Genomic DNA, 16,058 nt, shown 5'->3' with positions numbered 1-16,058 from the left:
TATTATCTTCTGTCATATGTTTTCCTCTCCTTCTACCGAAAAATGTTTCAATGCAAACCGTTTAATATACCGCCCGTCTTTTTCTTTGTAACCAAAGAAGTCATCCACTTCCCTCGCCCAAACTTTATCTGTTCCATAATTAGCTTCGGATTGGTAAATGACATGCGGTAAATCAGAGTCGATAAGCCAAACACCATTATGAAAATATAGCGGTATGTCCCTATCGTTTTCATAATAACGAGCTGTTCCTTTAGGTACTAAACAACTCTGGTCTTCAACTTCGTTTAAAGGTAAAGCAATGCATTTGAACTGATAATCGTTTCCTTTATAATGTGTGTAAATATCGTTTCGAATCATATGAAGTCTCCTTTCTACACTATCTCTTGTTCTATCAAGCAAGGTGAATTTGTCGTATTCAGCGGAAAGAGCGGCAGCGGAAAAACGACGCTTTTAAATATAATAGGAGGGATTGAAAAGGTAGATGCAGGGAAAGTATTTATCGACGGCTTAGATCTTTCGAAAAACGATGATATTCTTAAGGCATATAGAGAGAAGCTCGGATTTCTTTTTCAAAACTTTGCATTAGTAGAAAATAAGACTGTTGAAGAAAACATTCTGATGATGGACAAGAAATATAGAAACAATACCACTGTCTCAGCAGTATTAGAAAAAGTTGGATTGAATGGTTACGAAAAAAGAAAAATATATACTTTGTCCGGTGGAGAACAGCAAAGAGTAGCCATTGCGCGTCTGTTTATGAAAAAATGCAGTATTATATTGGCAGATGAACCGACAGGAAGCTTGGATAAATATAACGCCAATCTAGTGATGGAACATGTAAAAGAACTTAATAGATTAGGAAAGACCATTATATTGGTTACACACGATGAGGAATTAAAAAAGATGGGAGATGTTATCATTGAATTATAAAAAAGTTTTTTTAAAAATAATGATTGGAATTGTTGGCATATTTGCTTTGTATTTTGGCATCCACACTTATGCCAATGGCCAATTGGTGAAAACATATGCGAAAGGATTCGAACAAAACCCATTAGGTGATTATGCGAAAAACGAATCAGATATGGTTCTTATAGTATATGAAGCCCCCCTTTTCCAGACATATACCAATTTATCAGTAAGTAATAGCAAAGATAAAGTGGATTTAATTGTTTTGACCCCTCTTTATATGGTCTTATTGTAAAAGATGATGAAAATATCGCAACTTAATCAAATTGAAGTAAATGACAGATGATGAAAAATATAAACATATTCTTCAAAAAAAGCAAAATGCTATTACGAAATAAAATCCGTGGCAAAAAAAGAATGGGGTTTAAACTTTTAAAATGAAAAAGAGAACTAGCACACAAAACATGAACTAGCACCCATTAAAAGTAGCCCTTATGCGTTTTTGTTCAGAAAATAAGATCTGCTGGTGCAAACATTGGGGCAGCTTTTTAAAAAAGGTTTCTCAGACTTTTTTATTGATCTTTTGTGAGTTCTGGTCACGTTTGACCGAACCATGTCGTTTAAAACAGGCAGACAACCTTTGTTCGTTGTCTGCCTTGATACATGCTTAATTTTCAGAAAAGGATGCTGCTTCTGCTCTGACAAGCCCTTTTGAAATTTTTCCGGACGGAGTGGTCGGCAGTTCATCTTTAATCACTAAATATTCTGGAAACTTATACTTTGCAAATCCTTTTTCCTGCAAATATTCTTTAATTTCCTCCAGATCAATCGTTTCATTTTCTCGCAAAGAGACGAAGGCGCAGCCCCGTTCGCCTAGACGAGGATCCGGAACACTGACGATTGCCACTTGTTTGATTTTCGGATGCATTTGCAATGCTTCTTCAATTTCTGAAGCATGATATTTTAATCCGCCGCGGTTAATCGTATCTTTCGTCCGTCCGACGAAATGAAGGTATCCTTTTTCATCAAGCCAGCCTTGATCCCCTGTTAAAAAATAGCCGTCTTCCGTAAACGACTGGGCGGTTACTTGCGGATTTTTATAATATTCAATAAATAAGCTTTCTCCTTTAAAAGCGATTTCTCCTATTTCGCCCGTCGGAAGCGGTTTGTGCCGTTCATCTACAATGATGACTTCCCCGACCGGTGCCGGTCTGCCAACTGTTTCCCATGTTAATGAAGCTTCATCGCCCGGACGAGTAAAGGTTCCTGCACAAATTTCACTCATGCCCCACTGAGCAGCTACATCGCAGTTTAATGTAGCCCTAAGATCTTGAACCATTTTCGCCGGTATTTTTGTCCCCCCAGTTAAAATAAGCCGAGGATTTAAACCGCTTACATTTTGCTGTTCGCACTGTCTTAATAAGTCAATTAAATGTGCGGGTGCAGCAGTCAAAAAAAATACTTGTTCTTTTTTCAATAAGTCGATAATTTCATTTGATTTATATTCTCGATAAAGTAAATGCTTCGCTCCATATCGAAGGCTAATGATAATCATCGGCAGTGAAAACATGTGGCATAATGGAGTTAAGCATAAAATGGTATCATTGTCCGTTATTTGATACTCCTTGCCATTTAGCAGATGGCACGGAACAAATGTCCGGAATGTATGAAGAACTCCTTTAGGATTGGACTCTGTACCTGATGTAAATAATATGATGCACGGATCATCAAAAGCCGGTAAGTTTTCATGTATGTCTTGATCAGAAACGGAATCAGGTTCTGATTCAAGCAAAGCTGTGATACTTATGCTGCGGTCATTCTTCTTTTCCCCTGCCACCAAAACATGCTGTAAATGAGGAAGCTGAGCCTTCAATTCATGAGCAAGTTGTTCATGATTGAATCCCTTCCAATTGTCAATTGTGACAAACGCTTTCGCTTCACAATGTGAAAGCATATATTGCAGCTCTTTTTTCCGGTAGTTTGGACTGAGCGGATTAAACACTAACCCAATTCTCGATGCAGCAAGATGTACGACAACAAATTCCCAGCAATTGGGCAGCTGTGCAGAGATGGCATCGCCTTTCTTCAAACCTAGCTGTATAAAATGCCTCGCCAATCTTAATGATAATTGATTCAAATTTTCAAAAGTATAGAAATTGTCCCCTTCTGCAAAAGCAACACGGTCTTTAAATTTTTTTGCCGATTCTTCAATCAATTCATGAATCAGCACATTTTCAGTCATCCGGTTTGCTGCCATTCAAATCCCTCCCATCAAAAGTAGACGGAAAACCGCCTTCTTACATACATGGCGGTTTTCCGATTGAGTTTATCAAAAACAACCTTTGCCTTCAGCTTAAAATTAAGACAAAAGGATGTTTTTGACATGTTCAGGAACAGGCACTGCTTTTGGCCGATCTTCTGCGACAGATGTCCATGCTCTCACTTCATGGCCTTCTGCTACAACTTGATCCCCTTTTTTAAACGTATGCTTGATTTTGAAAACTTTGTTGTTAACTTCTACTACTTCAGAATGGACAGCTACCTCATCATCATAAAGAAGAGGTGATTTAAACTGGCAAAATGCTTCCAAAAGCGGTGTAATGATCTTTTCATCCGATTGCAGCTTCGCCACAGGAAAGCCTGCGGAGCGCAACAATTCATGCGAGGCTTGATCCATCCACCGGTAAAAATTCGGGTAAAACACGATGCCAGCAGCGTCTGTATCTCCCCACACTACTCTAAACGTATAAATATTTTTCATGTTTCCACCTTCTAATTCTCATCTGCAAATTTCACGTTTACGGAAAATTCCCCCACACTTCCAACTTGAATGCGGACGACATCTCCATCACGGATCGGTCCGACACCTTCAGGAGTTCCGGTTGCGATAATATCCCCAGGGTTTAATGTCGAATAAGTCGAGGCGACTTCCAAACATTTATAGCAATCATAAATTAAATGCTTCGTGCTTCCGTCCTGGCGCAATTCTTCATTGACCCAGAGCTTCAATGAAAGATCATTTGGATTTTCAATCTCATCAGCCGTCACGATCCATGGACCGATCGGTGTGAATGTATCAAATGATTTTCTCCATGTTCTCTCTTCATTTCCCCGGATGGAAATGTCCAATAAGGCGAAATAGCCGAAAATATAATCTTTTGCATCTTCATATTTAACATTTTTCGCTTTTTTGCCGATGACATATCCGAGTTCTGCTTCATGATCTGTTCTTCTGTCTTTAAATGGAAGCAAAATCGGATCGGACGGACCTGAAACAGATGACGGAGCTTTTAAGAACAGCGCAAGTTCTTCAATCGTTCTCGGAGCGTTGTTAAATTGTTTGTTCATCTCCTCTTGGTGTTTTTTATAGTTAACAGGAGCAGCCCATATTTTGCTTGGTGAAGGGACAGGCGCTCTAAAAACTACTTCTTCAAGATCGTACTGTTTTCCTTCTTGAGCTGCCTTTTCCAGTGTATCTTTTAATGAATCAAAATTTTCCATCAGCCTTACTAATGATTCATGCGGCTTTGTTTGATCCCAGTCAGCGGTAGTTGTTACATCTGAAACTTTTTGGCCTGCTACGATTCCTAATCGATTATCATTAAAAATGGCAATTTTCATAGGCACACTCCTCACTTAAATCGCTTCTGCACAATTTTTAATCTATTTACGGGCCTGGAGTAAATACTTTTTCAATTTTTTGATGTCCTTCCGGATGGGCCTCTTCATATTCTAATCCAAGAATGTCCATAACCGGCTTATCATTGAATGAGAACAAATAGGCGTCCTCCGATCCTTCATTGACATGCTCATGCCAGCTCCACGGCGGCAGAATGAAGAAGTCTCCTCTTTCCCATTCAAATTTTTGTCCGTTAATGACTGTATATCCTTTTCCTTCAAGAACATGGTAAATGGCGCTGTGCACATGGCGATGCGCTTTCGTATGCTGGTTCGGCAGCAATCTTTGCATCATCGAACCGATTCTTTCATCTGCCGATCCTCCTGTTGTCGGATTGATGTATTCAATCGCATAGCCATCATACGGATCTTCGTTTTCCTTTGGCGATTTACTCATTTGCTCTAAAACATATTTTGCGCGCTCCCATTTGTAGCCAATAATAGGAGACGGATACCCAGGCTTTTCTTTTTTGCCTTTCGGGACGAACGCACCTTTTGCAAATTTTTCAGTTGAATAATTTTCAAGCGGCTGTTCAGGGTAAAATCCATTTTCATAAGGTTCGAAGAAAGAAGCAGCCAAATTTTTCACAAGTCCTACATCCAAACCGTCCAGCCAAATCATCGGTTCAGTTCCTTCATGTTTATGTTCATGCCATGTCCATGCAGGAGTAAGAATCATATCTCCCCGTTCCATGTACACTTTTTCCCCATTCACAGCTGTATAAGCTCCAGAACCTTCAATAATAAAACGGATCGCTCCTTGAGAATGGTGGTGCGAAGGAGCAAATTCTCCCGGCAGCAATAGCTGGATTCCGGCATACAACGTATGTGTCCCATATCCGACTAATCCATGTTTTAATAGATTAGGATTTTGCAAATAAACAACGCGCCGCTCAGCATCTTTTCCAGGTTCTAAAATTTCTCCCGCCTTCATAACATAATCGCGGATCGTTTTCCACTTCCATAAATATGGCTCCACATCATGAACAGGCTCTTTCGTCACCATGTGTCCTAAATCATACCATAGCGGACCTAAATAACTATTTTTCATCCCATCGTAATATTCTTTTAATTCTGTGTCCGTGATGACTTCTTTTTTGCTCATAGGAAACCCTCCCGAAAAATAAAATTGATCCAAAACTAATGATCATGTATGCGTTTCCACCAATCCTAAAAAAATAAAATTTTTTATTTGTTCCTGATATAGGGAACTTAATTACTTAATTCGATATTAAAAAATAAAATTAATATTGTCAATAGTCAGAATTTATTTTCTAAAAACTGGGCGGATACCTCACTCAGCAGTGCCCGTGCATTCTTTCCTCATTTCAATTCATCTGCTTAATATTTGTCATCACGCTAAAAAAAGGCTTACAGAAAGTTTCGTTCTATTAAACTTTCATGCAAGCCTCATTTGTTTTGATTATAATCTTTTCCAAATTTCTTCTCTGACCGATACTTTCCATCAACGCCAGCTTCTGCATATGACCTGCATAATGTGATGGATGCTTGATAGTTGTCATAATATGAGACGGCTCGAAATTTAGATTTTCCTCTCCCCCTTTGCTAAATGATTCGTAAAAAGCGCTTTTTATCTTGTGAATGAACCTCATACACGACAAATAGTAGGAATGGTTTTTTCCTTCAATTTGTGCAAACTGTTTAGCAGTTTCAAGAAAAACCGATATTCCTCGCTGCATCTATTTTTCTGCACAAAGGAAAATGCATCTTTAAAGAAAAACTCTCTAATACTTCCAGCTTTTTGTCTTTCCAACAAACAAAAACAAACCCGCTCTTTCTTGAATACGGGTTTGTTCCAAAATCAAACGTTTATCGAAATGTCCAGAAATCTTTGAAGCTAGAGCTAATGGGCAATTATTTGATTATATTCGGAAGCCAAAGAACCATCTGCGGCCAATAAGTAATGATGAACAATGCAATAATGGACACGACCAAAAATGGCAAAATGGCTTTCGTTAAGGCTTCCAGCTTGACATTTCCCAACGAAGAAGCAAGGTAAAGCCCCGCTCCAACTGGAGGTGTAAGGAGACCAATTGTTAAATTTATACAAATAATTACTCCGAAATGAATTGGATCAATTCCATAGTTTGCAATGATTGGCGTAAATATCGGTACAAGTATAATCAATGCAGCGATTCCGTCCATAAACATTCCTACAATTAATAGAAAAATATTAACTAATAGAAGAAACAGGAACGGATTTTCAGTTAAAGAAGTCATCCAGGATGCAATTGTTTGAGGAATTCTCTCAAATGAAAGCATCCAACCAAATAAATTTGCCATTGCGATGAGCATAGTAATGATAGCACTTGAAATAGCTGTATTAATCATAATAGTTGGAAGATCTTTAATTTTCAGTTCTTTATAAATAAAAAAACCGACAACTAACGCTACAACACATGCAAACGCTGCTGATTCCGTAGGAGTAAAAACACCGCTTAAAATACCGACAATAATTATAAACGGTACTAACAGTGCAGGAATCACATTCAAGAAAGATTGGAACATGACGGATATTTTAGCGCGTTCATGCGTCTGCCACTTCTGCTTGTAGCCTGTGTATGCAATTAGTAATATAAAGGCAATCCCCAATAAAATTCCAGGCATAATTCCTGCCAAAAACATTGAACCGATCGATGCTCCTGACGAAACGCCATAGATAATAAACAGCATGCTTGGCGGAATAATGGGACCTAAAAGACCTGCGGCTGCTGTCGTGGAGGCGCTAAATTCCCTTGAATATCCTTCCTTTTCCATTGAAGGCACCATAATTTTGCTCATCATAGCAATTTGAGCTGTAGCTGACCCTATAATGGATGCAAGCAGCATATTCGAAACGACATTCACATATGCCAATCCACCTTTAAAATGCCCAACAAGAGTCGTAGCAAAGCGAATTAAACGCTTTGTTATGCCGCCGGAATTCATTAACTCCCCTGCCATCATAAACAGCGGAATCGCAAGTAGACCGTAACTTTCAAGGCCTGAATATAACCGTTGGGGCGCTGTTGATAACAAACCCGTATTTCCAGTTAACAATATATAGAGAATCGTCGTGATTCCAAGTACAAAAGCAATCGGTACTTGTAAAAGGAGGAGAATAATAAAGATTAACAGTGCGATAGTCATATTACAATGCCTCCTTTTTGCCTTGGAAATTTTTTAAAATCAAATCGAGCGTATGAATGCTAATAAAGAAAAAACTAACAGGTACGCTCAAATATGGAATAATCATCGGCAATTGCATCGAATTGGAGCGTTGAATCATTATATTAGATGATGACAGCCACATGACAGATAAATAGAAAATATACAAGGCGAAAAGAAGGACGGAAAGCAAACTGATGCCAATCAAAACTTTTTTTGTTTTTCCATTCATTTTATCCATAAAAAGAGTAACGGCAGCAGAGTTCTGCCGTTTAATACTCATGCTTCCCCCAATAAAAGTTAACCATGCTAATGAAAAAATGGCGGTTTCGTCTGACCAGTTTAAAGGAGAGCTTAAGAAATAGCGATAGAAAACACCTAAAGATAATGAAATGAGCATAAAAATGCATAAAATGATCGCCAAAATTTTTTCAATACTGTGTAAGATTTCACTCAGGCTATGGATAAACTTCATAAAAACTCCCCCGTTATTGTTTCGCTTCCTCTAAGAACTTTTTAATAACCGGTGATTTTTCAGCATATTTGTCCTTCACTTCTTTTGCGATCGAATCAAAAGCAGAGGTATCGGTAAGTTCTTTTACTTTAACTCCATGCTTTTTTAATTCCTCCAAGTTCTTATTCTCTCGTTGAATTGCTTCTTGAACACCCCAATCTGCTGCTGCTTTTAATGCTTTTTTCACAATTTCTTGATCTTCAGTCGTTAGCTTGTCATATGTTTTTTGACTCATCACAATAACAGATGGGAACGTTATATGGTTTGTCAACGTTAAATTTTCAGCATTTTCATAATATTTTTCCGTTACTAACGCATCTAAATCAATGTCAATTCCATCGATGACACCAGTTTGCAAAGAAGTATATACTTCAGAAAGCGGCATTGCGGTTGGACCAGCGCCGACTTTTTCCCAAAATTCCTGAATAGCCGGGCTGCCAATAATGCGAATTTTTTTCCCTTTCAAGTCTTGCGGAGAAGAGACATGCCCGTTTTTCATCAAAATGTGGCGGTTTCCGGCAAAAATAAAATCAAGTCCGACAAGCCCTTGTGAATTCAGATCCTCCAACATCTGCTTTGCAGCTTCCGATTCTCTCATTTTCACCGCTTCTTCTAAATTTTTAAACGTGAATGGCATAAACCAAGCGTTTAATGAATCTTGGCGCGTACTCATATAAGCGTTTGTCAGAAAACCAAAATCTAATGAGCCAGTTTCAAGCTGCTGTGCCATATCTTTTTCCAGTCCGAGCTGAGAAGCAGGGTAAATTTCCAGTTTCATTCTTCCGTCTGAAAGCTTTTCCAGCTCTTCCCCGAATTTCAAAGCAGTTTGATGCCAGACGTGAGATTCTTGTGTCACATGGCTTACTTTAAAAGTGTATACGTCACCGCCTTTTTCAGAGCTTTTCTCATCCCCGTTTGCGTTATTGCCGCTGCATGCTGAAAGAATGATGACTAAAATGGACAGCATGACAAGCAACCTCATAATTCTCATTTTCTTCATGTAAAAATCCCCCTTTTTTAAATCAACTTTGTTAATAAAAGTTTGCAGGTACCAAAAAATGAAACGCTTTCAATAATAAACATTAAAAAACATTTATTATTGAAATAGTGAATTCGTTTCATTTATATTATAATTTATCTGCTCTCTATGTCAAACCATTTTTAATATTTATTATTTTCTAATAATTAAAAATAAAAAAGCAGCTTTCCAGCTAGAAAGCTACTTCCCGCTTTTAAATCCAAAGGATTCAGATAATTCGCGAGCGCATTTTATGACGTATTGGCTCACTTCATCCGTCGGCTTATGCGGGATCAGCTTCGTGAAGCCTACCAATGTTATGGAGGCTACAAGATCATGATTAAAATCTAAAATCGGCACACTAAATGACGAAACGTGCTCCACTAAAGGCTCTGCTGCGTAAGCAAAGTACGTTTTTTCAATTTCAACTTGCTCCTTTTCAAATTCCTTCCGTTGTTCTTCCGTCAATTTGCTTAACTCTTTTAACTTCCATTCCTTAATCTCAATTTCAGGCGTTTTGTTGAAAACAGCGAAAATTTTCCCTGTGGCAGACATTAAAGGCAGCCGTGTTCCAATTTGCGCTCCGATATTTAGACCGTAGTTGGCATTCCAAATATTTGCGATAACCGGCCCTTCATGCGTCCAAACTGTAAGCAGCGATGTTTGGGCTGTGTAGCGGCTGATATCTCTTAAGTACGGCGTCACCCTGCCGATCACATCTTTGCTGCCAATTGCAGCCGAACAGTATTGAATAAATTTTCCTCCCAATGAATATGTTCCATGTCTTTTATCCCGATACAACAATCCAAGCTGCGTCAATGTGTTCAAATATTTATAGAGGTTGCTTTTTGTAATGCCGGACAACTCCTGAATTTCCGTAAATTTTAACGGATGATCATTGTTTGCAATAATCTCTAAAATTTGCACGCCAGTTTGCAACGATTGAATGATTTGAACGTTTTTTTGCTGCTGCATTTCTCTTCCCCTTTTAATCCATTTTTTAACCCAATATCCAAATTCTTTTATAAACATGAATGTAACAAGGAACTTTGAAAAAATCAAACACAATAAAATAACTGAAAAATTTTTATTTTATTAAAGTTGACAATTTTAAAATATTTATTTATTTTTATTATTAAATAACAATGTTATCTAATAGTGGATTTTATGACCCGAAAGTGAAAGGCTAACACTACCATTTTTCAAAACATTGAATGCGCTTCCAATTTTTCATTAGTCACGTTTTCTAGTAACACAGGTCAAGAGTAGGCGCCGTTAAAAATTTAAGCAAAATGTATTGCCTAAGGAATGCTTTTAGGCCATACAATTTTCCCGACTATTGCTGCATGGATGCAAAAACTTCCGAAAGGGTTCCATTCGAACGCCCATAGACATATGCACACATCGATTTATCATGCTCCGTTATACGATCATTGACGGCACTCGATTTAACTGGGAAAAAGGAGATTTTTTCGTTGTCCCGAACTGGTCGTGGCATGAACACGTTGCAGAAGAAGAAAGCTATTTTATTCTCAACAAATGATTTGCCAATACTTGAAGAAACGTTTGAGCAGTCAAAACGGTTATCAAGAAGTAAAAGATAGTTTACACCAGCCTTATAAATTGAATTTTGTAAAAAGTGAACTTGAAGCAATTGTCGATTCATTTCATTTTTCATTCTAATAAGGGGGATCAATATATGAAAAGCAGTCAAACAGATTTAATCATTGTCGGCGGGGGGATAGGCGGTCTTTCGGCTGCTCTAGCGGCAGCGGAAGCCGGAAAAACTTCATTAGTTTTGGAAAGAGCTCCTCAGTTTGGTGAGGTCGGAGCAGGCATTCAATTGGCTCCAAATGCAACCGCTGTGCTGAAACGATTTGGAGTCATGGAGGAAATTTCAAAAGTTGCTGTATTTCCAAAACGTCTTGTGCTAAAAGATGTTTATACGGCAAATGAGTTGTCAGCAATGGACCTTGGCGAAGCATTCAAAGCCCGATACAAACATCCGTATCTCGTTTTGCACCGTTCGGATCTCCACCGAATTTTGCTTGAAGCTTGCAAGAAAACAGGTATGGTCCGCTTCAAAAACAACCAAACAATTGAGACTGTCAAGCAAGAACATGACGTTGTTTCTGTTTACAGCCAAAGCGGAGAAATGTTCACGGCTGATGCCGTCATCGGAGCAGACGGACTTTGGTCAAAGCTTAGAAAATATTTCGTTGATGACGAACCCATTTGCTCTGAATATGTTGCTTACAGAGGAACCATACCGATTTCCGAAATTTCAAACGCAAACTTAGACGATGTCGTCATGTGGATCGGCCCTTATTTGCATTTAGTACAATATCCAGTAAGATGCGGAGAGCTTTATAATCAAGTGGTCGTGTTTAAATCTTACAATTATAAGGGAAATTCCGATGATTGGGGCACACCTGAAGAAATGGACAGACGATTTAAAGGATGCCATCCGGATGTGAAAAATGCCTTAACATTTATACAACGGCAAATTCGCTGGCCGATGTATGACAGGCTGCCAATTAACAATTGGACAAAAGGGAAGGTTACATTGCTTGGCGATGCAGCTCATCCTATGCTGCAATATTTAGCTCAAGGAGGCTGCCAGGCGCTTGAAGATGCTTCTTATCTTGCAGATATGCTCAAAAAATATCCGGACAGCTATGAGCAAGCATTCGCCGATTTTCAGAAAGAGCGGCTGCCGCGCACAGCAAAAGTACAAACGAGCGCTCGGACATGGGGTGAAATTCTTCATACTGAAGATCCTGTTGCAACACTGCTCAGAAACACTATTTTTGAACAAAGAACTCCGCAAGACTATGAAGTGGCTGATTTCCTTTATAGCTATGACAAAACGACTAAACAAATCAATTAATATATGAATAGAGAAGCCTGACGAAAAAATTTGAACTTATAAAAAATATTTTAAATAGAAAGCGGTGAAAAACAATGGATAGCCTTCGTTTCACCGCTTTCTTCATACCATTTGCACGATTCTTTTATTTTTTTAAAAAAAGGTGTACAATTAGTTTGTTATTTAAAAAGTCTGAAAAAATGATTTTTTTTCAAAGAAGGGACAAATATGGAAGAAGCAAAATTATGGACGAAAAATTTTTTTAGTATTTCAATTTGTAATTTTTTTCTTTTTATAAACTATTATTATTTGCTGGTCACCTTGCCGATCTTTGTCATTCAAGATTTAAAAAGCAGCGAAGCTGAGGCTGGCTTAATAGCAATGGTTTATTTATTTGCTGCGATCGTGACTCGCCCGTTCGTCGACCAATTTATGGAGAAGCTTGGAAAACAAAAAATGTTGATTATTTCCTTGGTCATTTTCCTGATCGCCTCTATTTCTTATTTATTTGTCAGTTCAATTGTCTTATTATTGATCATTCGTTTTCTTCATGGAATTGGTTTTGGGATTGCGACAACCGCAACAGGTGCGATTGTGGCAGATATCGTGCCGGAATCGAAAAAAGGAGAAGGAATGGGATATTTTATTTTATCTTCCAATGTCGCCATGGTGATTGGACCGTTTTTAGGGCTTACCTCGTTAGATCATTGGGGTTCTTTTGTCATGCTCGTCATTGCCCTTATTTGTTCCGTTGGGGCGCTTTTGACCGGGGGAATAGTTAACCTGCATGAAATGAAGCCAAAACTAAATAAAAGAGAACTTTTCAAAGTGAATTTCAGCTTTGAAAAACTTGTAGAGGTATCAGCATTCCGCATTGCGTTGATTGCTGCCTTTTTAGCTTTTGCTTATTCGACTGTATTATCGTTCGTCTCCGTTTTTGCGGAAAAAATGAATCTTGGCGCCGGTTCGAATTTATTCTTCGTCGTGTATGCAATCGTTTTGCTCATTTCCCGGCCGTTTACCGGAAGGTGGTTTGACCGATACGGCGCAAATGTCATTGTTATCCCATGCATCGTTTCATTTGCCTTCGGATTATTTATATTGAGCATGGCAAATACATCCTTCATCTATTTGTTAAGTGCAGTATTTATCGGTCTTGGATGGGGAACCTTGTTTCCAAGCTTCCAAACAATGGCTATACAAATTGTCCCTCCACAGAGAAGAGCGGCTTCTCTCAGCACCTTTTTATCGATCTTCGACATCGGCATCGGCCTCGGATCGTTTTTAACTGGAGCAGTTGTTGTCTTTACTGGATTTGAATCTTTATATTTTTACACTTCGCTTTATGTGTTGGTAGGTTTAGTTTTATATTGCCTCTTTGTACAGCATCGTTTTGCCAGAAAGCCGAAAAGTTTGGAGCACGATCGAAAATCTTCTCTTCAACAATAGCCCCCTTTAAGCAATGGGGGCTTTATCATTGCTTTAATCCTATTTACTCTGAGGTTTTATCTAGTTGAATTAATCATCATCAGTGCTTTTTGGGGGTTATTGTTAGAAATATTGCAGCTAACCAGCCTCACTATTTTGCAGCAAAATTTTCTGATGACGCCTCCTGTTCGATATATTGTTTAACTAATTTATAGCAATCATCAATATGTTTATTTCCTAAATATTTCATCGTTGCAAAGCTAATCCCGGCCGAAACCCCTATTCCAATGAGAGGAATAAGTTTGCTCGTCTGTTTTGCCGCCATCCGGGTTGCAGCTTTTTTCACCAAGCTCAGCACCAATTTTTTGCCAATTGTTCTTCCGATGAGTTCATTTCCTAATGAAGTTGCCAGTACGATAATGAGCTCTTTTGTTTTCGCATCCAATTGATCAACTTGCTCTTTTGATAAACCAAACTTTTGATTAATTTCATTTAGCAGATCTTTCACAAGTGCAGCATCCACCGTCACATCAATACCCGGAATTGGAACAGCTGCAGCAATAGCAGAAACAGATGAACGTCTATTCACTAATTTACGGCATTCTTCCCGAATTTGATCCAATTGATCGATCGTTTTTGGCAGCATTAAAAAACCTCCGTTCCTAAATCATTTCTTCTGTCATCGCTTCAATGACTGCGTCGCTATGTAAAAAGAAGGCGACAAATTTAATCACCAGCCAATTCAAAGGGAAACGGCAATAAGAACGTTGCAGCCGCAAATATTTTTGAAATCTTTACTTTCTCCCTTTAAAGCTCCTCCTAAAGCTTGCGATTAGAAATAGTTTTTGCTTTTTCTCCATTAAATACCCCAATCGTGAAAAAAATCTTTTCTCCGCCTCCTTATAGGAAGAGTATACCATGTTTATAGGCGTTCAGAAATAAAGTCATCGACAAAAAAACCGGAGAAACGAATGAAAGGATGAAGTTAAAAAACTAATAAGCGCTCACAAAAAATTTTTTGTGAACTCAAGATCGTTGAAAATTCCGATTGATCAACACGCTGAACAATGGAAAAGCAGCAAGTATTGTTTATTCAATTTTACAATGGGAGCAAAAGGTGTGATTGCTTTATATTTTTTCATCGATTCATGCATTTCTATTAGAGGAAAAGCGTAAATTTAACTTTAGTTATTAGCAAATGTGGATCTTAGTAGATTCTGTGATTAACCTTTTATAAATAACAAATAAACGGAAAGCTGACTTTATTAAAGATACAAGAAAAAAAACTCTTTTTTGCAAAAAGAAAAAAGCAGGAGTTCATCCTGCTTTAGCTATTGAATCATCTTCAACATTGTAGGGAAAACTTCACAATCTTAACATTACAATTTTAGAGATATGTTAAAAATACTATGAAAATTGATGAAACGTAATTTCAGGGCGGCTGCCAATTCGGATGTTCACTCCTGTTTGTCCTAGGCCTTCGCTAATATAAAACGGCCGCTCGTTATGGTAATGGAGTCCTTTAATAATGTTCATTCTTGGAAGCTTGCCTTTGTAAAAAAGATGGTACGGCTTTGGCAAATTGATTTGTCCGCCGTGGAAATGACCGGACAGCAAGTAATCAAACGGAATGTTTTCCATTTCAAGAATAACGCTTGGATCATGGGTCAGCACTAATCGCATTCCTTCTTCTACTCCGTGAAAAGCTTTTTGAACATAACTGCGGTTTGTCGTGTAATCATCAATGCCAATAATATTCAAGCATTCTTCTTCAAGCTGAATGGTCACGTGCTCATTTTGTAATGTCTTTATCCCGTAATGCTGCAGCATTTTTTTCAAAGTTTCAAAGTCTTCTTCCTTTAAAACATAATCGTGATTGCCGAACACAGCATACGTGCCGTACGTTGGATTTGTTTTTCTCAATACTTCCAAGTATGCGGAAAGTTTTGGGATGCTTCTCTTCCGGTCGAGAAAATCACCTGTCAGTGCAATAAGATCAATTGGTTCTGCTGAAATCAGCTCATCTAATTCCTTTGGGCTGATCGATAAGTTTTCTAGGTGTAAATCAGATAGATGGAGTATTTTTATATTCTTTGCAGAAGCTTTCCTATCGGGGCAGCGAACTGTGATTTTCTTAACAGCTACATCCTTTGTATTTTTACTTCCTTTTATTAAAAAAAATATGAAAAGTCCAAGAAAAAATAATATAACAAAAAATAGCATAACCAAACTCCTCTCTCCCCAAAGTATAACGAACTTTCTCAAACGATCCTAGTGGGAGTTAAAGGAATTTGAAAAAAAACTCTTAGCTGCAAAAGAGCTCAAACTATTAACAAACCTGCCTTCCGCCTCTGCCGGAAAGACAGGTTTGCCTTTCTTAATTATTTTGCGCATGTCCATACGTTAAAAGCTAAAACAAGCATTCATTTTCATATCTGCGAAATTCATCCGCTGCTGCCTTGCTGCTCTTTTGCATC

Annotated in this window: 15 protein-coding genes and 1 pseudogene; 5 read left to right on the top strand and 11 right to left on the bottom strand. The window is 38.2% G+C overall.

The features are described 5' to 3' along the window. Nucleotides 1-12 precede the first annotated feature (12 nt). Nucleotides 13-357: a DUF1653 domain-containing protein gene (locus NSU02_RS06725; RefSeq protein ID WP_311067100.1), complete on the bottom strand. Its 345-nt coding sequence runs from the start codon at nt 355-357 to the stop codon at nt 13-15. Between NSU02_RS06725 and NSU02_RS06720 the strand changes: the two genes are divergently transcribed. Both NSU02_RS06720 and NSU02_RS06715 read left to right on the top strand, forming a co-directional pair. Continuing rightward, nucleotides 358-930, top strand: a complete 573-nt coding sequence (locus NSU02_RS06720) for an ABC transporter ATP-binding protein (RefSeq protein WP_339194893.1) — start codon at nt 358-360, stop codon at nt 928-930. Beyond that, complete coding sequence (locus NSU02_RS06715) at nt 920-1,201, top strand: hypothetical protein (protein WP_339194891.1); 282 nt, start codon at nt 920-922, stop codon at nt 1,199-1,201. Before NSU02_RS06720 ends, NSU02_RS06715 begins: the two co-directional genes overlap by 11 nt. A 372-nt stretch (nt 1,202-1,573) precedes the next feature. Here NSU02_RS06715 and NSU02_RS06710 read toward each other — a convergent pair whose 3' ends face one another. The 8 genes from NSU02_RS06710 to NSU02_RS06675 all read right to left on the bottom strand — a co-directional run bounded on the left by NSU02_RS06710 (nt 1,574) and on the right by NSU02_RS06675 (nt 10,259). Then, complete coding sequence (locus NSU02_RS06710; protein WP_339194888.1) at nt 1,574-3,163, bottom strand: class I adenylate-forming enzyme family protein; 1,590 nt, start codon at nt 3,161-3,163, stop codon at nt 1,574-1,576. 102 nt (nt 3,164-3,265) lie between these two features. After that, the gene (locus NSU02_RS06705; RefSeq protein WP_063386378.1) at nt 3,266-3,667 is read right to left on the bottom strand and encodes a thioesterase family protein; all 402 of its coding nucleotides are present in this window, start codon (nt 3,665-3,667) and stop codon (nt 3,266-3,268) included. Between the two features lie 11 nt (nt 3,668-3,678). Next, on the bottom strand, nt 3,679-4,527 hold the full coding sequence (locus tag NSU02_RS06700; RefSeq protein ID WP_063386379.1) for a fumarylacetoacetate hydrolase family protein: 849 nt from the start codon (nt 4,525-4,527) through the stop codon (nt 3,679-3,681). Nucleotides 4,528-4,573: 46 nt separating this feature from the next. Continuing rightward, nucleotides 4,574-5,689, bottom strand: a complete 1,116-nt coding sequence (locus tag NSU02_RS06695; RefSeq protein ID WP_063386380.1) for a cupin domain-containing protein — start codon at nt 5,687-5,689, stop codon at nt 4,574-4,576. 770 nt (nt 5,690-6,459) lie between these two features. Next, on the bottom strand, nt 6,460-7,734 hold the full coding sequence (locus NSU02_RS06690) for a TRAP transporter large permease (protein ID WP_063386382.1): 1,275 nt from the start codon (nt 7,732-7,734) through the stop codon (nt 6,460-6,462). 1 nt (nt 7,735) lies between these two features. After that, a complete protein-coding gene (locus NSU02_RS06685) occupies nt 7,736-8,227 on the bottom strand; it encodes a TRAP transporter small permease (protein ID WP_063386383.1) in 492 nt (163 codons plus the stop codon). 13 nt (nt 8,228-8,240) lie between these two features. Further along, complete coding sequence (locus NSU02_RS06680) at nt 8,241-9,266, bottom strand: TRAP transporter substrate-binding protein (RefSeq protein ID WP_063386384.1); 1,026 nt, start codon at nt 9,264-9,266, stop codon at nt 8,241-8,243. Between the two features lie 219 nt (nt 9,267-9,485). After that, complete coding sequence (locus NSU02_RS06675) at nt 9,486-10,259, bottom strand: IclR family transcriptional regulator (protein ID WP_063386385.1); 774 nt, start codon at nt 10,257-10,259, stop codon at nt 9,486-9,488. Between the two features lie 357 nt (nt 10,260-10,616). Between NSU02_RS06675 and NSU02_RS06670 the strand changes: the two are divergent. From NSU02_RS06670 to NSU02_RS06660, 3 genes and pseudogenes are all read left to right on the top strand, one after another. Continuing rightward, nucleotides 10,617-10,888: pseudogene (locus NSU02_RS06670) on the top strand (cupin); the annotation flags it as partial. 95 nt (nt 10,889-10,983) lie between these two features. Next, complete coding sequence (locus NSU02_RS06665; RefSeq protein ID WP_339194882.1) at nt 10,984-12,174, top strand: FAD-dependent monooxygenase; 1,191 nt, start codon at nt 10,984-10,986, stop codon at nt 12,172-12,174. Nucleotides 12,175-12,381: 207 nt separating this feature from the next. Further along, nucleotides 12,382-13,602: an MFS transporter gene (locus NSU02_RS06660; RefSeq protein WP_339194880.1), complete on the top strand. Its 1,221-nt coding sequence runs from the start codon at nt 12,382-12,384 to the stop codon at nt 13,600-13,602. A gap of 130 nt (nt 13,603-13,732) precedes the next feature. On the opposite strand, the gene NSU02_RS06655 is transcribed toward NSU02_RS06660, so the two are convergent. Next, nucleotides 13,733-14,227, bottom strand: coding sequence for a hypothetical protein (locus tag NSU02_RS06655; protein ID WP_339194877.1), 495 nt, complete (start codon nt 14,225-14,227; stop codon nt 13,733-13,735). 761 nt (nt 14,228-14,988) lie between these two features. Further along, nucleotides 14,989-15,804, bottom strand: a complete 816-nt coding sequence (locus NSU02_RS06650; RefSeq protein ID WP_327874004.1) for a metallophosphoesterase — start codon at nt 15,802-15,804, stop codon at nt 14,989-14,991. Nucleotides 15,805-16,058 lie beyond the last annotated feature (254 nt).

It is taken from the genome of Aeribacillus sp. FSL W8-0870, from assembly GCF_037963755.1.
GTDB classification, from domain to species: Bacteria; Bacillota; Bacilli; order Bacillales; family Aeribacillaceae; genus Aeribacillus; species Aeribacillus composti.
This window is presented reverse-complemented; position numbering and strand designations above follow the sequence as displayed.

Bases quoted from the DNA above. Each gene is read 5' to 3' on its own strand.
- NSU02_RS06725 (WP_311067100.1), bottom strand. From the start codon at position 357: ATGATTCGAAACGATATTTACACACATTATAAAGGAAACGATTATCAG.
- NSU02_RS06720 (WP_339194893.1), top strand. From the start codon at position 358: ATGAAGTCTCCTTTCTACACTATCTCTTGTTCTATCAAGCAAGGTGAA.
- NSU02_RS06710 (WP_339194888.1), bottom strand. From the start codon at position 3,163: ATGGCAGCAAACCGGATGACTGAAAATGTGCTGATTCATGAATTGATT.
- NSU02_RS06705 (WP_063386378.1), bottom strand. From the start codon at position 3,667: ATGAAAAATATTTATACGTTTAGAGTAGTGTGGGGAGATACAGACGCT.
- NSU02_RS06700 (WP_063386379.1), bottom strand. From the start codon at position 4,527: ATGAAAATTGCCATTTTTAATGATAATCGATTAGGAATCGTAGCAGGC.
- NSU02_RS06695 (WP_063386380.1), bottom strand. From the start codon at position 5,689: ATGAGCAAAAAAGAAGTCATCACGGACACAGAATTAAAAGAATATTAC.
- NSU02_RS06690 (WP_063386382.1), bottom strand. From the start codon at position 7,734: ATGACTATCGCACTGTTAATCTTTATTATTCTCCTCCTTTTACAAGTA.
- NSU02_RS06685 (WP_063386383.1), bottom strand. From the start codon at position 8,227: ATGAAGTTTATCCATAGCCTGAGTGAAATCTTACACAGTATTGAAAAA.
- NSU02_RS06680 (WP_063386384.1), bottom strand. From the start codon at position 9,266: ATGAAGAAAATGAGAATTATGAGGTTGCTTGTCATGCTGTCCATTTTA.
- NSU02_RS06675 (WP_063386385.1), bottom strand. From the start codon at position 10,259: ATGCAGCAGCAAAAAAACGTTCAAATCATTCAATCGTTGCAAACTGGC.
- NSU02_RS06665 (WP_339194882.1), top strand. From the start codon at position 10,984: ATGAAAAGCAGTCAAACAGATTTAATCATTGTCGGCGGGGGGATAGGC.
- NSU02_RS06660 (WP_339194880.1), top strand. From the start codon at position 12,382: ATGGAAGAAGCAAAATTATGGACGAAAAATTTTTTTAGTATTTCAATT.
- NSU02_RS06655 (WP_339194877.1), bottom strand. From the start codon at position 14,227: ATGCTGCCAAAAACGATCGATCAATTGGATCAAATTCGGGAAGAATGC.
- NSU02_RS06650 (WP_327874004.1), bottom strand. From the start codon at position 15,804: ATGCTATTTTTTGTTATATTATTTTTTCTTGGACTTTTCATATTTTTT.